Origin of the sequence: Xanthomonas sp. NCPPB 3583, assembly GCF_041475715.2 — a bacterium.
Taxonomy (GTDB): domain Bacteria; phylum Pseudomonadota; class Gammaproteobacteria; order Xanthomonadales; family Xanthomonadaceae; genus Xanthomonas; species Xanthomonas euvesicatoria.
The window spans coordinates 4565858-4579913 of sequence record NZ_CM191263.1 but is presented as its reverse complement, the minus strand read 5'-3'; the positions used below and the strand labels follow the sequence as shown (position 1 = coordinate 4579913).

The following is a 14056-nucleotide window of genomic DNA, read 5'->3' as shown; positions in this document are numbered from 1 at the left end:
CCGGTAGCGGATCTCCCCATCTATGGGGCGTGCTCAAGGACTTTGGCGGTATAGCTCAGCGGCGCTACTTCCCTTTCAAGATCCAAGTGGTAATCGCCGAAGCGATTGATGTGGCTGGTCCGATAAGGCGACAGGCCGGCCAGGATCTCGGGCGTCAGTTCAATCCCCTCCTTCCGCATCTCAGCCAAGGTCCGGCTCATGCCTTCTACGTTGTGGAGGATGATCATGTTGGCGACCAGCTGGCTGTACTTGATGATCTTGCGCTGCTCGTGTTGGACGTTCTCAGCAATGATCCCCTGGCTGCCAAAGAACACCCATTTTACGAAGCCGTTGTACTCCTCGCTCTTGTTGGTCGCAGCATGGATCGTTTTCCGAATCTCGTTGTCATCGATGTAGCGCAGCAAGAACAGCGTTCGGACGGCCTTGCCAAGTTCCCGGAAGGCGAAGTACAGCTTGTTCTTCCGGCTGTAGGTGCCCAGCCGGCGCAGGATCGAGGACGCGGTGATCTTCCCCAAACGGATTGAGATCACGACCCGCAGCATGTCGTGGAGATGGGTCGCGATCAGTTGCCAGTCGATGCTGTCTCCGAACAATGCCTGGATGTTCTTATAGGTTCTGCCAGGTTCGGGCCGGAAGAATGTCAGATCCTTGATGTTTCGTATCCTGGGCATCAGCTGGATGCCCAGCATGTGGGCCAAACCGAAGACCGGGTAGCTTTGGGCCTGCGTGTCGCCATGGACGATCTCAGGCTGGATGTCGGAAGTGTTGGCCAGCAGGCCGTCGAGGATGTAGATGCCCTCGTGCACGCCACAGGGAATGAAGTGGCTGAACAGTGCCACGTATTTGTCGGACACGTGGTAGTAGCCAATGCCGCCGTAGCCGCCGTAGCGGATGTGGTACTCCGACAACAGGTTGTCCTCGTAGACGCTCCATTTGGTGCCATCTGCGGAGGCGCTCTTCCCGCTGCCCCAATAGCCCGGCAGGTCGAATTTGTTGTAGGTATTGATGACCTCCACGATGGCCTTCTCAAGCACATCCTCGGTCACGTATTTCAGGTTCAGCCAAGCAACCTGGCGCCGGCTGAAGCCCTTGATCGACCGCGCCGTCTGCGTCGGCCCCAGGTTGCAGCCATAGCAAAACAGCGTGGTGATCACCCGTCGAGGGAGATCTTCAACCTGGCTCTCGGTGCCGGCGATCGGACGGAAGAATCGGTGCAGATCCAGCCATCGGCTGGCGTCGATCAGGACATCGACGATGCTGGATTCCGGGAGCCGTTCGGCGATGAGGCGATCCACGGTGGTAATCGCGCTGGAGACTTCGGCGCGTTGCCCCTTCCGCAGCACCAGGCGCCCCTCCAGGATGTCCGCATGCACGTTCTCCGGGAAACGCGCGTCGACCTCGTCGGCCAGGGAGGTCAATTGTGCGCGTAACCCTGCCACGAACGACTCGGCGTCGGTGGGCAGGCCTGACACCTGACCATAGGCTTCCAGCTCCTGGGCCAAGGTGGCTTCATCGACCAGCTGCTCGCGGTAGTCATCAAACCGTTCGCTGCTGGGAATGAAGAGATCTCCGGACTTCAGCTCGTCTTTGACCTGCACCAGCACGGCCAGCTCGAAGTACTTACGGTGCATCCAGCCGGCGCCTGCCGCGCTGGCCCGCTTGCCAAACACGTGCTGACGCCAGAGCTTGGACATCCAGTCAAAATCCTTCTCCGGGTCCAGGCCGAGGGAAGCAACCTCGATCAACTCACGCCGTTGGTTGCGCAGTGACAGCACGGCCGCGATCAACGGCTCCATGCCGGCGTCGTGGCTGGTTGCCCGTAGATTCATCAGCTCCAGCCCATTGAACAGCAGCGGCCTGACCGCGCCGTAGGGCTGCAGCATGAAAGGCAGGTAGTTTTTCCCTGCATAGGCCATATGTTCTTCGCATTCGGCCAGCAAGGTCGATACTTCCGCTTCCAGGCTGTTGTCGATGGCATCCACGCGCTGACTATCGCTGCCGTCGAGCTGATAGGCCTGCAGGATTTCCTTGAGCTGGCCGATGAGGAAGTCGGCCCGCTTGGCATGTTCGAGCTGGTAGGCCAGCAGCTTCTGCTGGGCCGTGTTCTCCAGCCCGCGCACCTGCTTGATGAACAACTCGGCTGCATCATCCAGCGTCTTGGCATGCTGGGCGCGAATGAAGATGGTGGCCAGCGCATAGCGCTTGTCCGGAGCCAATTCGGCCAGCTCGCTGGCGTCATAGGCCCGAGCCATTGCACGGAATTGCTTGAGCTTGGGCACCGGCACATCGATGGGAGGCAGCTGGTCGGCCAGCTGCTGCAGCATGCGGATGTGCTGCAGATAAAAACGAACTTCCTTGTTGGTCGGCCGGCCAGGCTCGCGCTTGAGTGAGTGCCAGCCAGTAAATCTGGAGCCTTCCGGTGCGCGCAGCAATTCGTCAATGAGCGTGCGCGTTGCGGGCGTCAGCGCGTGACTGATGCTGCGGTAGTACCCCAGATTGACCCTCTCACGCGCGCCAATGGCGGCCAGCTCCAGGGTGCGGAAGCCTGGCAGTTCGTAGCGGTGGTGCACCAGCTCTTCGAGCAGGACGTTCACGATGTCCGGGATGGTGTGCTTGGTCTGGGCTGCTCCGGTGGCCACCGTGTCCAGCCAGGCCAAGCCTGATTTGTCCAAGGGACGTACCCCAATGAACTTCCGAAGCTGCGGCATATGCCGGCGCTGGCTGCCGGAGGCGTCGTAGCGTTCGAGCTGGTCGGTGTCCAATACGCGCCCGAGTCGGGCGGCCTTGGCGATGTGCTTCCGGATCCGCTCGGGCACTTCGGCCAACACCGTGAAGTAACCCAGGCGCTGGAAGAGCTTGAGATGAATCAGTACCGCCAGCTGCGGTCCCGGCTGGGTGGTCAGCTGCTTGGCGAATGCAATCTCAGCGGCGGTCGGAGTGTAGATCTCCTCCAGTTCCTTGGCGGTGGGATCAGGCTTCAGTCGCGGGTAGGCGGTCTCGTGAAGGGTAGCCATTGGATCCGAAGGTTATGAGGGGATCAATCCCAGTGCCGGCCATCGTCTGTATTGAGAGACGCTTCCAGGAAACACTGGTGCGTATCGGCCATGCGGTGCATGTCATCGAGCAACGTGGCCAGGATTTCATCCAGATCCCGGTCGGGATCGGTGGGAGCTGTCAACCGGTACTCGCTGCTGGCGGTGTTCAGCCGCACAGCCTGGAACGGGGCCAAGCAGATCTCTTCGATTCGCCCCCGGGCCTTGGCCGCGCCGCGGCCGGCGCGGGCAAACGGGGTCAGCACCATGCGCAGGCGCAGCTGCAGGGCAGATTTTCCCTCGGGCGCCGGCAGCGCCATCGTCGGAGCTGGCGAGGTTGGGCTGGGCAGGCTCGCTTCAATGCGATCCCGGGCGAACGGGTCACGCCCGTCCAGATAACGCATGGCCGACTGCACATCGCGCCAGCCCACGTACTCCATCAGCGCCTTCATGTCCCAGCCTTGGTCGTTGGCCCAGCTGGCAAAGCCGCGGCGCAGCGAATGGCTGCTGTGGAGCCCAGCATCGGCAAAACCAGCACTGGCCAGCAACTCACGCAGCAGGCGCACCAAGCTGTTGGGATGCAGGCCTTCGGCGCTCACCTGGCCCCATTGGCTGACCGCCCGAAATACCGGCCCTTCTTGCAGGCCGGCCGCCTGCAGCCACACCTGGGTCGCCTCCACCGGACACAATCGCGACAACGCCGGCACCTTGTAGGTGACGCCGGCCGCCTGCCGATCGCCCTTGCTGCGCGGAAGGAAGCAGGTCATCCCCTGTCCCGGCACCAGCGTGAGATGGGCCACGTCCAGACGCAGCAGTTCATCGCCGCGGAAGCCACGCCAGAATCCGAGCAGCACCAACGCTCGGTCCCGTTGGTGGCGCAGCGCCGCCGCTCCGTCGCCCCGCGCCTGTGCCGCAGCGATCGCTGCAGCCAACCAGTCATCGAGTTCGACCAGCCGCCGAATCTGGAGCGGCGCGGCTTGCTTGACCTGGCCCGGGTGCAGGGTTTTGATGCCTTTGAGCACCTTGCGCACCAGCGGCGACCGGGTCGGGTCGACAAAGCCGTGGTCGCGGTGCCAGGAGGCAATGGCGGCCAGCCGGTGGCGAAGGGTGCTGGTGGCCAAGGTCTGCGCATAGGCGGCCAGGTACCGCGCCACGCTGTCAGGTGTGGCTGGGAGGTGGCCTTGCCACTCAACCTCAAAGTGCCGCAGCGCCGACGCATAGCTGCGCACCGTGTTCTGGCGCGTGGCCGCATCGAGGTAGCGGTCCAGTTCGGTCACTGGCGCGTGGCCTCCACCGAGGCCGGCTGTCGCAGCGTTGACAGGATGGTGCATTCTGCCCGCTGACCGCCGTGGCAACTGGCAATCACCCGTTCCAGCTCGCTGGCCATGCGCTGAAGGTCAGCCATGCGCGCCCGCACGTCGGTCAGATGGCTGCGGGCCAGCCGATCCACGTCCCCGCACGAAAGCTCCTCATCGCCGGCCAGCTGCAGCAGGCTGCGGACCTCTTCCAGACTGAAACCCAGATCCCGGCCACGCGCAATGAAGCGCAGCCGCTCGATGTCGGCCGGGCCATAGACCCGGTACCCATTGCCTGAGCGCCCAGGGCGCGGCAATAGGCCGATCCGCTCGTAATAGCGGATGGTCTCCAGATGGCACCCGCTGGCGTCGGCAGCCTCACTGATTTTCATTCGTAGTACGCTTGACTCCGTAGTAGCTACGGACTTTACCCTCACCGGCTGTGTCATGCCAGCGGCCCGCCCGGGCCCGGCTTCCCTGCGAATGGAGATGTTCCGATGAGTGATTGCGGCTGCCACCACGAGGCTAAGAACGCGCAGGAGCGGCGCGTCCTCTGGATCGCCCTGGCGTTGAACGCGGCGATGGCCGTGATCGGCGGCATCGCCGGCTGGGTTGCTCATTCCACTGGCCTACTGGCCGACGCTCTGGACATGCTGTCCGATGCCACCGCCTATGCCATTGGCTTGGTCGCTATCGGGCGCACGGCGCGCTTCAAGGCCAATGCCGCGTGGGTCAGCGGCAGCGTGCTGCTTGTGCTGGGTGTGGGCGTGTTGGTCGAGGTCGGCCGCCGCGTAATGTTCGGTGCCGAGCCGGTCAGCGGCTGGATGATTGGCACCGCCCTGCTGTCGCTGGTGGTAAACGTGACGGTACTGCGCATGCTGGCGCCGCTGAAGTCCGGCGAGGTGCATCTGCGGGCGACCTGGCTGTTCACCCGGGCTGATGTGGTCGCCAATGTTGGCGTAATCCTGGCGGGCCTCCTGGTGTGGTGGCTGGCCAGCCCGTACCCAGATTTCGTGATCGGCGCCCTGATCGGCCTGTATGTGATCAAGGAAGCCTTCGAGATCTTGGGTGATGCCCGCCGGGCACGTGCCGACGCGCGCAAGACGGCTGCATGACCAGGCTTGGCCGGCTGGGTTCTGGCCTGCGCTGGCTCCTGCTGGCGCACTTGGCCGTGGGCCTGGTGGCGCAGCCGGTGCTGGCACTGGTCGGCGAGCTGCATGCCCAGACCCATCTGGCCGCTGCCGACCGTGGCCCGGCAGTGGCGCCACCAGCTGCCGAGCGTGGCGTAGACGTCGCCCTGCATCGGCTTCAGCAGCTGGTGCTGTGTTGCAGCCAAGCCGCGCCGGCCCCTGAGATCCTGCTGGCCGTGGCGGACATCGGCCGGTATTTGCACGCGCTGGACGCCGATACGCCCCGGTATCCGCCCGCGCACCTGATCGCGCCGTTCCGACCGCCGATCGCAGGGTGAGGTCGGCTGGCATGCGCCGGCGCCCTGTCGATATCGAGAACCTTCGGAGTACTTCCATGCATGTGCGATTGGCGGCTATAGCCGCATGGCTGCTGTTGGGCGGCGCGGTGACGACGCCGGCGGCGGCGGCCGAATTGATGACTTTGGACGACGCGTTCGCGCGTGTGGCCCAAACCCACCCCGAGCTGCGCCTGGTCGATGCGCGGGCCACCGTGCTCGCTGCCGAGCGCGATCAGGCCATGCAGCGCCCACCGTGGACGGTCGGTGCCGAGGTCGAAAATGCATTGGGCACGGGCGTGGCCCGTGGTCTGGACAGCGCCGAGCTGACCTTGAGCCTGAGCTCGGTCCTGGAGCGCGGCGGCAAGCTCGATGCGCGCCGAACCCTGGCCCAAAGCCGGATTGATGCGCTGGCCGTGCACCGGGAGACCGGCCGGCTGGACCTGCTCGCCGAGACGGCGCAGCGCTATTTGGCCGTTGTCGGTGCCGACCGGCAACGCAGCCTGGCGAACATGGATGTCGGCCAGCGCCAGCGGACCGTCGCCGCTGCCCGGCAGCGCCTGCAGGCTGGCGCGTCTCCCGAATCGGTGATGCTCACCGCACAAGCAGCACTGGCGAGAGCAGAATTGACCCGTGATCGGGCCGAGCAGCAGCGCATTGCCGCCCGGCAGCACCTTGCTGCCCTCTGGGGCGAACGTGCTCCGAGCTTCGAGGTGGCCGCGGCGGATCCCATGACCCTGCCGGCGATCGCGTCCATGCAGTCGCTGGCCGAGGAATTGGAGCGCACTCCCGAGTTGGCGCAGTTTGCCGATGCCCGCCGGATCGCGCAGGCACGACTGCAGCTGGCGCGTTCGGCGGCCTCGCCGGACTTGTCGTGGCAGCTGGGCGTGCGCCGCCTGCAGGAGACTGACGACACCGCGCTGGTGGCCAGCCTGTCCATGCCACTGGGCAGCCGCAGCCGCGCGCAGCCGGAGATCCGCGCCGGCGAAGCCGAGCTGGAGGTTCTGACGATCGAGCGCGAGGCCAAGGGCCTGTCGCTGTATTCCACGCTGGTCGAAGCCCATGGTCGCTACACCGTGGCGCAGGCCGAGGTGGCACGGCTGCAAGGCGAGGTGCTGCCGAAGTTGGCCCGGGCTGAGCAGGCCGCCGAGCGCGCCTATCGCGCCGGCGCGATCAGCTACCTGGAATGGGCACAGCTGCAGTCCGAACGCACGGCCATGGCCCAGCAGCAGCTGGACGTGGCGCTCGATGCGCAGCGCGCCCTGATCGAAATTCAACGCCTGACCGGCCAGGCGCTTGTCGCGCCGCCGGCGGCTGCTTCCACCGGAGAGACCCCATGAATCGCTTTTCCTGGACCGCACTGGGCATGGCCCTGATGATGCTGGCCGCCTGCAACGCGTCGGCCCCCAACGAAGCGTCCGAAGGCGGCGCCGCCGCTGAGGGCGAAGAGCACGGCGAGCACGAGGAAGCGCCGCTGGAAACCAAGATTGCCGCCAAAGCTGCGCAGGCAGCGGGTATCCAGGTCGCACCGGCAGGCCCCGGTGAGATTGCTGACGAGCATGAGGTGCAAGGGCTGTTGACCCCGATTGACGGTCGCATCGCGCAGGTCACGGCACGCTTCCCCGGACCGGTCCGCTCCGTGCGTGCGGGCGTGGGTGATCAGGTACGGGCCGGCCAGGCACTGGCCACGGTAGAGAGCAACCTGAGCCTGACCACCTATACCGTCACCGCGCCGATCAGTGGCGTGGTCATGGCGCGCACGGCCGCCGTAGGCATGGCCGCCGCTGAGGGCGCGCCGCTGTTTGAGGTCGCCGACCTGTCCACGCTGTGGGTGGACCTGCACATCTTCGGCGCCGACGCCCAGCACATCGGTGCTGGCGTGCCGGTGACGGTTACCCGCTTGAGCGATGGCGTCACCGCACAGACCACCTTGGAGCGCGTCCTGCCCGGCACCGCCACCGCCAGCCAAAGCACCATTGCGCGCGGCACGGTGGCCAACACCGATGGCCTGTGGCGGCCGGGGTCGGCGGTCAAGGCGCGGGTCACCGTGGATCGCCAATCGGCAGCGTTGGTGGTGCCGATCACGGCGCTGCAGACCGCAGAAGACCAGGACGTGGTCTACGTGCAGCAGGGCGAAACCTACCACACCCGGCCGGTGAAGCTGGGGCGCCGCGACGCCGAACGCGCCGAAGTGCTGGAAGGCCTCAAGGCCGGTGAACAGGTGGTGGTGGCCCAAAGCTTCCTGATCAAGGCCGACATCGAAAAGTCCACCGTGGAAGAAGAATGAGGCCCGCCATGCTCGAACGCCTCATTGGGCTGTCCATCCGCCATCGCTGGCTGACGCTAGTGCTCACCGCTGCGCTGGTTGCGCTGGGCGTGTGGAGCTACCGTCACCTTTCCATTGACGCCACACCCGACATCACCAACGTCCAGGTCCAGATCAACACCCAGGCCCCGGGTTACTCGCCGCTGGAGGCCGAACAACGGGTCACCTTTGCCATCGAAACGGCCATGGCCGGTCTGCCCAAGCTGGACTACAGCCGCTCGCTGTCGCGCTACGGGCTTTCGCAGGTCACCGTCGTCTTCAAGGACGGCACCGACCTGTACTTTGCCCGCCAGCAGGTCGCCGAGCGCCTGCAGCAGATCGCCTCCCAGCTTCCCGAAGGGTTGGACCCGGAAATGGGGCCGATCTCCACCGGGTTGGGCGAGATCTTCATGTACACCGTGGAGGCCGAGCCCAACGCTCGCAAGCCCGACGGCACCCCGTACACGGCCACGGACCTGCGCACCCTGCAGGACTGGGTGATCCGGCCGCAGCTGCGCACCACGCCCGGCGTCACCGAGGTCAACACCATCGGCGGCTTCGAGCGGCAGATCCACATCACTCCCGATCCAGCTCAGTTGGTGGCGCTGGGCTTCACGTTGAACGACGTGGTCGCCGCGGTCATGCGCAACAACCAGAACATCGGCGCCGGCTACATCGAGCGCAACGGACAGCAGTTCCTGGTGCGCGTGCCGGGCCAGCTAGCCAATCTGGAGGCAATCGGCAACATCGTGCTGGACCGGCGCGATGGCGTGCCCATTCGGGTGCGCGACGTCGCTAGCGTGGGCGAAGGCAAGGAGCTGCGCACGGGCGCGGCCACCCAGAATGGCCACGAGGTCGTGGTCGGTACCGCCTTCATGTTGTTCGGCGCCAACAGCCGGGAAGTCTCCCAGGCGGCCGCGGCCAAGCTGGATGCCGCCAACGCCAGCCTGCCTGCCGGCGTCCATGCCAAGGCCGTCTATGACCGCACCGCGCTGGTGGATCGCACCATCGGCACGGTGTCCAAGAACCTGATCGAGGGCGCGCTGCTGGTGGTGGTGGTGCTGTTCCTGCTGCTGGGCAATGTGCGCGCCTCGTTGATCACCGCGGCGGTGATCCCGTTGGCGATGCTGTTCACCATCATCGGCATGGTGCGTGGCGGCGTGTCGGGCAACCTGATGAGCCTGGGCGCGCTGGACTTCGGCCTGATCGTGGACGGGGCGGTGATCATCATCGAGAACTGTCTGCGCCGGTTCGGCGAGGCGCAGCACGCGCTGGGCCGCCAGCTCAACGATGAAGAGCGCTATGACCTGACCGCCTCGGCCACCGCCGAGGTGATCCGTCCCAGCCTGTTTGGCCTGGGCATCATCGCCGCGGTCTACCTGCCGATCTTCGCGCTGTCCGGGGTAGAAGGAAAAATGTTCCACCCGATGGCGATCACGGTGGTGCTGGCCCTGACCGGCGCCATGGTGTTGTCGCTGACCTTCGTGCCGGCGGCGATCGCCAGCTTCCTGCGCGGCCGTGTGGCTGAGCACGACAACCGCCTGATGCGCTGGTCGCGTGCCCGTTATACGCCGCTGCTGGATTGGGCCCTGCGTCGGCGCGTGGTGGTGCTGGCCGGCGCGGCCGTGCTGGTGGTGGGCTGTGGCGTGCTGGCCACCCGCTTGGGTTCGGAGTTCGTGCCGAGCCTGGATGAGGGCGATATCACCTTGCAGCCCATGCGTATTCCCGGGACCAGCCTGGAGCAGTCGGTGGCTATGCAGGAAACGCTGGAGAAGCGCTTGGCCCAGTTCCCGGAGGTGGCCAACATCTTCTCCAAGATCGGCACCGCCGAGGTGGCCACCGACCCGATGCCGCCGTCGATGGCCGACACCTTCCTGATGCTCAAGCCCCGCGACCAGTGGCCCGATCCGCGCAAGCCCAAGGCCGAGCTGGTGGAAGAGCTGGAGGCGGCGGCCAAGGAAATCCCGGGTAGCAACTACGAGTTCACCCAGCCCATCCAGATGCGCACCAACGAGTTGATCTCCGGCGTCCGTTCCGACGTGGCCGTCAAGGTCTATGGCGACAACTTGGACCAGCTGACGCGCCTGGCCAGCCGGGTCGAGCGGGTCATGCGCAGCGTCCCCGGCGCCGAAGACGTCAAGGCCGAGCAGGTCTCGGGCCTGCCGCTGTTGACCATCACGCCAGATCCGGCGGCATTGGCACGGTATGGCCTGAACCCGGGCGATGTGCAGGAAACGGTGGCCACCGCCATTGGGGGCAGTGTCGCCGGCCAGTTGATCGAGGGCGACCGCCGCTTCGACCTGGTCGTGCGCCTGCCCGAATCGCAGCGGCAAGACCCGGCCGTGCTGGCAGATCTGCCCATTCCGCTGCCGGCAAGCACCAGTGTCGATGAGTCCAGCCGTCTGGCCGCCGGCGCCAATGGCGGGCCTCGTACGGTGCCGCTGCGGGAAGTGGCGAAGATCCAGGTGGAGCGCGGGCCCAATCAAATCAATCGCGAGAACGGCAAGCGGCGCGTGGTGATCACGGCCAACGTGCGCGAACGCGATCTGGGTGGGTTCGTCGGCGCGCTGCGCACGCGCATCGGCCAAGATGTGACGCTTCCAGCGGGCTACTGGATCGATTACGGAGGCACTTTCGAGCAGCTGATCTCGGCCACTCAACGCCTCGGCGTGGTCGTTCCGGTGACACTGGCGTTGATCTTCGCTCTGCTGTTCATGGCCTTCGGGTCGGCCAAGGATGCGACCATCGTGTTCAGTGGCGTGCCACTGGCGCTGACCGGCGGTGTGCTGGCACTGGCCCTGCGCGGGATTCCGCTGTCGATCTCTGCCGGCGTGGGCTTCATCGCGCTCTCGGGCGTGGCCGTGCTCAACGGGCTGGTCATGATCGCCTTCATCCGCCGCCTGCGTGAGCAAGGCGATCCGCTGGACGACGCTGTGCGCGACGGCGCCCTTGGCCGCCTGCGGCCGGTGCTGATGACCGCCCTGGTGGCCTCCCTGGGCTTCCTGCCCATGGCCTTGAATGTCGGTGCTGGCTCGGAAGTGCAGCGGCCGCTGGCCACTGTCGTCATCGGCGGTATCGTCTCATCCACCGCATTGACCTTATTGGTGCTGCCGGTGCTCTATCGTTGGCTGCATCGCGACCGAGCTCCCCGCGCCGGTGGCACTGCTTTGGAATCTTCGACACCATGAACGAGATCAACCTGGAACAGGTGCGTGCGGCGATGTTTACCGACCCGGGCGTGAAAGCGGTCGATGACCTGCGCCTGGTCCCCGCCAAAGAGCACGGTCGTGCGATCGCGGCCACCATCACTGTCGCGGCGCCCTCGGTCGACCTGGACCTGGTGCACGCGGTGACCGCGCGGGTGCTTGCCGACCAATTCGGCATCGATCAGGTCATGCTGTGCTTCAACGACCCGGGACCGGTGCCGCCGCCACCCACCGCAGCACCCCTGAAGAAATTGTGATCACTGACGGCGGCCTTGCGTCCACGCGGTCATTGCGCGAGCGGCAGCCAGATCCAGAGCGCGATGAGCGTGGCCAACAGGACGGGGGGCGTGAGGATCAGCCCCACCTTCATGTACTGCCCCCACGTAATCCGTTGGCCCTTGCCGGCAAGGACGTGCAGCCACAGCAGGGTCGCGAGCGACCCAATCGGAGTGAGCTTGGGGCCAAGGTCGTTGCCCACGACGTTGGCATAGATCATCAGTTCGCGGGTGGCGGCCGGAAGATTGGCCCCGTCGATGGCCAGCGCGCCCACCAGGGTTGCCGGCATGTTGTTCATGATCGATGCGAGACCCGCCACCGCGAAGCCGGTACCGATCGTGGCCACAAAGGTTCCCTGCGCTGCCAGCCACTCAAGCACCGCACTTGCCACCTTTGTCAGCCAGGCGTTGCCAAGCCCATAAACCACAAGATACATGCCAACCGAGAACAGCACGATCTGCCAAGGCGCGCCGCGCAGAATCTTGGTCAGGGCCACGGTGGCGCCTCGGCCGCCTCTCGTCCAGCGACCTGCAATTGCCATCAGCACCAGCGCAGCCGCACCCGTCACCAAGGCGATGGGGACGCCGAGCGGCCCGGTTACGAAGTACGCAACGAGCAACGATGCAAGAAGGGGCAAGGCGGCGCGAAAGACTGCCTTGTCGCGGATCGCCTCATGCGGCGCTTCAAGATCGTGGAGCGGGTAAGTGCGCGGAATGTCGCGGCGGAACCAGAGCCACAGGACGATCAGCGTGGCACCGACCGACACCAAATTCACCGGCACCATGACCGCTGCGTAGCGTCCAAATGAGACGTCAAAGAAGTTCGCGGTGACGATGTTGACCAAGTTCGAGACAACGAGCGGCAGGCTGGCCGTATCAGCAATGAAGCCGCAAGCCACAGTGAACGCCAGCGCACTTGCAGGCGGGAAGTTCAAGCGCAGCAGAATGGCAAGAACAATCGGCGTCAGCAGGAGTGCAGCGCCATCGTTGGCGAATACTGCCGCGATCGCAGCGCCCAGCAAGACGACCAGCGGGAAGAGCTTCCGGCCATTGCCGCCGCCCCAGCGGGCCACATGCAGGGCAGCCCATTCGAAGAAGCCGGCTGCGTCTAGGATGAGCGAGATGATGATGAGTGCGACGAAAGTGAACGTCGCATCCCAGACAATCCCCCACACCGTGGCGACGTCACCCCACCCGACGACGCCGGTGGCCAACGCTACTGCGGCGCCGGCGAGTGCCGACCAACCGATACCGAATCCGCGCGGCTGCCAGATGACGAATACAAGGGTGACGATGAATATCGCGAGGGCAAGCATGCCGCGCTCCGACAAAGGTTAGATGGAGCGCTGATTCACGCGCTTGGACAGTTCTTCGGCGCTCTCAACGCGCTCGGAATAGCGATCGGTCAGATACGCTGAGCGACCACGCACCAGCCAAGTGAACTTCACCAACTCCTCGCATACGTCTGCAACTCGCTGATAGTACGCGGACGGCTTCATGCGCCCGGCCTCATCAAATTCCTGGAATGCCTTGGCCACCGAGGACTGGTTCGGGATGGTGACCATACGCATCCACCGGCCGAGTACACGCAGCTGGTTTAATGCGTTGAAGCTCTGCGAACCGCCGGACACCTGCATCACCGCCAGGGTTTTTCCCTGTGTTGGGCGCTTGGCGCCGTCGGCCAGCGGAATCCAGTCGATCTGCGCCTTCATGATCCCGGTCATGGCGCCGTGGCGTTCGGGGCTGACCCAGACCATGCCTTCGGACCAGTACGCGAGATCGCGCAGCTCACTCACCTTCGGATGATCCGGGGTGGCTCCGTCAGGCAGTGGTAAGTCATGCGGATCGAAGATTCGTACGTCGCAACCGTACCAGCGCAAGAGCCGGCCGGCTTCCTCTGCCAGCAGCCGCGAATAAGAGCGTTCCCGCAGCGAGCCATAGAGGATGAGGATCCGGGGCGGGTGCCTGGGGTCGCCGGGCCCAGCTAGCGCGTCAACGTCGATTGGTGCAAGTTGCGTTGCGTCGATGCTCGGCAGATCTGCGGCGATGCGATCGATCATGTCGACGCTCCGGCTACCGTCACAATTTCGCCGTCTTCCTTGGTGAAGGAGGACAGCGGGTTGTCCAGCAGCGCGAGCACCTTCTCGGACGGTCGGCACAGGGCCACCCCCCGGTCGGAAACGACGATGGGACGGTTGATCAGGATCGGATGCGCCATCATCGCGTCCACCAGTTGTTCGTTGGTGAGCGCGGGATTATCCAGGCCCAGCTCCGCGTACGGTGTTCCCTTCTGGCGCAGGAGTTCACGCGGCGCCATGCCCATCGCGGCGATCAGCTCGACCAGCTTCTCGCGCGTTGGGGGCGTCTGCAGGTATTCGATGACCTCCGGGTGTTCACCGGACTGGCGCATCATTTCCAAGGTATTCCGGGACGTGCCGCAGGCCGGGTTATGGTAAATCGTCAGTGTCATCATGATCC

Annotated in this window: 12 protein-coding genes; 6 read left to right on the top strand and 6 right to left on the bottom strand. The window is 65.2% G+C overall.

Annotated features, from left to right (window positions below):
• Positions 1-20: 20 nt before the first annotated feature.
• Genes ACCQ07_RS19745 through ACCQ07_RS19735 form a run of 3 tightly spaced genes read right to left on the bottom strand, consistent with a single transcriptional unit; the run spans position 21 to position 4719 of the window.
• Complete coding sequence (locus ACCQ07_RS19745) at positions 21-3014, bottom strand: Tn3 family transposase (RefSeq protein ID WP_057681762.1); 2994 nt, start codon at positions 3012-3014, stop codon at positions 21-23.
• A gap of 23 nt (positions 3015-3037) precedes the next feature.
• Positions 3038-4309: a site-specific integrase gene (locus tag ACCQ07_RS19740; protein WP_081029750.1), complete on the bottom strand. Its 1272-nt coding sequence runs from the start codon at positions 4307-4309 to the stop codon at positions 3038-3040.
• Positions 4306-4719 (bottom strand): MerR family transcriptional regulator, encoded by a 414-nt coding sequence (locus ACCQ07_RS19735; RefSeq protein WP_014159616.1) that lies wholly within the window; start codon positions 4717-4719, stop codon positions 4306-4308. The genes ACCQ07_RS19740 and ACCQ07_RS19735 overlap by 4 nt, the downstream gene beginning before the upstream one ends.
• Positions 4720-4824: 105 nt before the next feature.
• Between ACCQ07_RS19735 and ACCQ07_RS19730 the strand changes: the two genes are divergently transcribed.
• Genes ACCQ07_RS19730 through ACCQ07_RS19705 form a run of 6 tightly spaced genes read left to right on the top strand, consistent with a single transcriptional unit; the run spans position 4825 to position 11560 of the window.
• Positions 4825-5442: a cation efflux transmembrane domain-containing protein gene (locus ACCQ07_RS19730; protein ID WP_057681761.1), complete on the top strand. Its 618-nt coding sequence runs from the start codon at positions 4825-4827 to the stop codon at positions 5440-5442.
• Entirely contained in the window at positions 5439-5795 is a 357-nt protein-coding gene (locus tag ACCQ07_RS19725; protein ID WP_057681760.1) for a hypothetical protein, read from the top strand. Before ACCQ07_RS19730 ends, ACCQ07_RS19725 begins: the two co-directional genes overlap by 4 nt.
• A 56-nt stretch (positions 5796-5851) precedes the next feature.
• Entirely contained in the window at positions 5852-7132 is a 1281-nt protein-coding gene (locus ACCQ07_RS19720; protein WP_372363584.1) for a TolC family protein, read from the top strand.
• A complete protein-coding gene (locus ACCQ07_RS19715; RefSeq protein WP_021201906.1) occupies positions 7129-8079 on the top strand; it encodes an efflux RND transporter periplasmic adaptor subunit in 951 nt (316 codons plus the stop codon). Before ACCQ07_RS19720 ends, ACCQ07_RS19715 begins: the two co-directional genes overlap by 4 nt.
• Before the next feature lie 8 nt (positions 8080-8087).
• Positions 8088-11285, top strand: coding sequence for an efflux RND transporter permease subunit (locus ACCQ07_RS19710; protein WP_372363583.1), 3198 nt, complete (start codon positions 8088-8090; stop codon positions 11283-11285).
• Positions 11282-11560, top strand: a complete 279-nt coding sequence (locus ACCQ07_RS19705; protein ID WP_074052285.1) for a hypothetical protein — start codon at positions 11282-11284, stop codon at positions 11558-11560. Before ACCQ07_RS19710 ends, ACCQ07_RS19705 begins: the two co-directional genes overlap by 4 nt.
• 29 nt (positions 11561-11589) lie before the next feature.
• Here ACCQ07_RS19705 and ACCQ07_RS19700 read toward each other — a convergent pair whose 3' ends face one another.
• The 3 genes from ACCQ07_RS19700 to arsC are packed head-to-tail and all read right to left on the bottom strand — an operon-like array spanning position 11590 to position 14048.
• On the bottom strand, positions 11590-12894 hold the full coding sequence (locus tag ACCQ07_RS19700) for an arsenic transporter (RefSeq protein ID WP_372363582.1): 1305 nt from the start codon (positions 12892-12894) through the stop codon (positions 11590-11592).
• Between the two features lie 18 nt (positions 12895-12912).
• A complete protein-coding gene (arsH, locus tag ACCQ07_RS19695; RefSeq protein ID WP_372363581.1) occupies positions 12913-13638 on the bottom strand; it encodes an arsenical resistance protein ArsH in 726 nt (241 codons plus the stop codon).
• Positions 13635-14048 (bottom strand): arsenate reductase (glutaredoxin), encoded by a 414-nt coding sequence (gene arsC / locus ACCQ07_RS19690; protein ID WP_130552997.1) that lies wholly within the window; start codon positions 14046-14048, stop codon positions 13635-13637. The genes arsH and arsC overlap by 4 nt, the downstream gene beginning before the upstream one ends.
• Positions 14049-14056: the final 8 nt, after the last annotated feature.

Bases quoted from the DNA above. Each gene is read 5' to 3' on its own strand.
- ACCQ07_RS19745 (WP_057681762.1), bottom strand. From the start codon at position 3,014: ATGGCTACCCTTCACGAGACCGCCTACCCGCGACTGAAGCCTGATCCC.
- ACCQ07_RS19705 (WP_074052285.1), top strand. From the start codon at position 11,282: ATGAACGAGATCAACCTGGAACAGGTGCGTGCGGCGATGTTTACCGAC.
- arsC (WP_130552997.1), bottom strand. From the start codon at position 14,048: ATGACACTGACGATTTACCATAACCCGGCCTGCGGCACGTCCCGGAAT.
- arsH (WP_372363581.1), bottom strand. From the start codon at position 13,638: ATGATCGATCGCATCGCCGCAGATCTGCCGAGCATCGACGCAACGCAA.
- ACCQ07_RS19735 (WP_014159616.1), bottom strand. From the start codon at position 4,719: ATGAAAATCAGTGAGGCTGCCGACGCCAGCGGGTGCCATCTGGAGACC.
- ACCQ07_RS19715 (WP_021201906.1), top strand. From the start codon at position 7,129: ATGAATCGCTTTTCCTGGACCGCACTGGGCATGGCCCTGATGATGCTG.
- ACCQ07_RS19725 (WP_057681760.1), top strand. From the start codon at position 5,439: ATGACCAGGCTTGGCCGGCTGGGTTCTGGCCTGCGCTGGCTCCTGCTG.
- ACCQ07_RS19730 (WP_057681761.1), top strand. From the start codon at position 4,825: ATGAGTGATTGCGGCTGCCACCACGAGGCTAAGAACGCGCAGGAGCGG.
- ACCQ07_RS19720 (WP_372363584.1), top strand. From the start codon at position 5,852: ATGCATGTGCGATTGGCGGCTATAGCCGCATGGCTGCTGTTGGGCGGC.
- ACCQ07_RS19700 (WP_372363582.1), bottom strand. From the start codon at position 12,894: ATGCTTGCCCTCGCGATATTCATCGTCACCCTTGTATTCGTCATCTGG.
- ACCQ07_RS19710 (WP_372363583.1), top strand. From the start codon at position 8,088: ATGCTCGAACGCCTCATTGGGCTGTCCATCCGCCATCGCTGGCTGACG.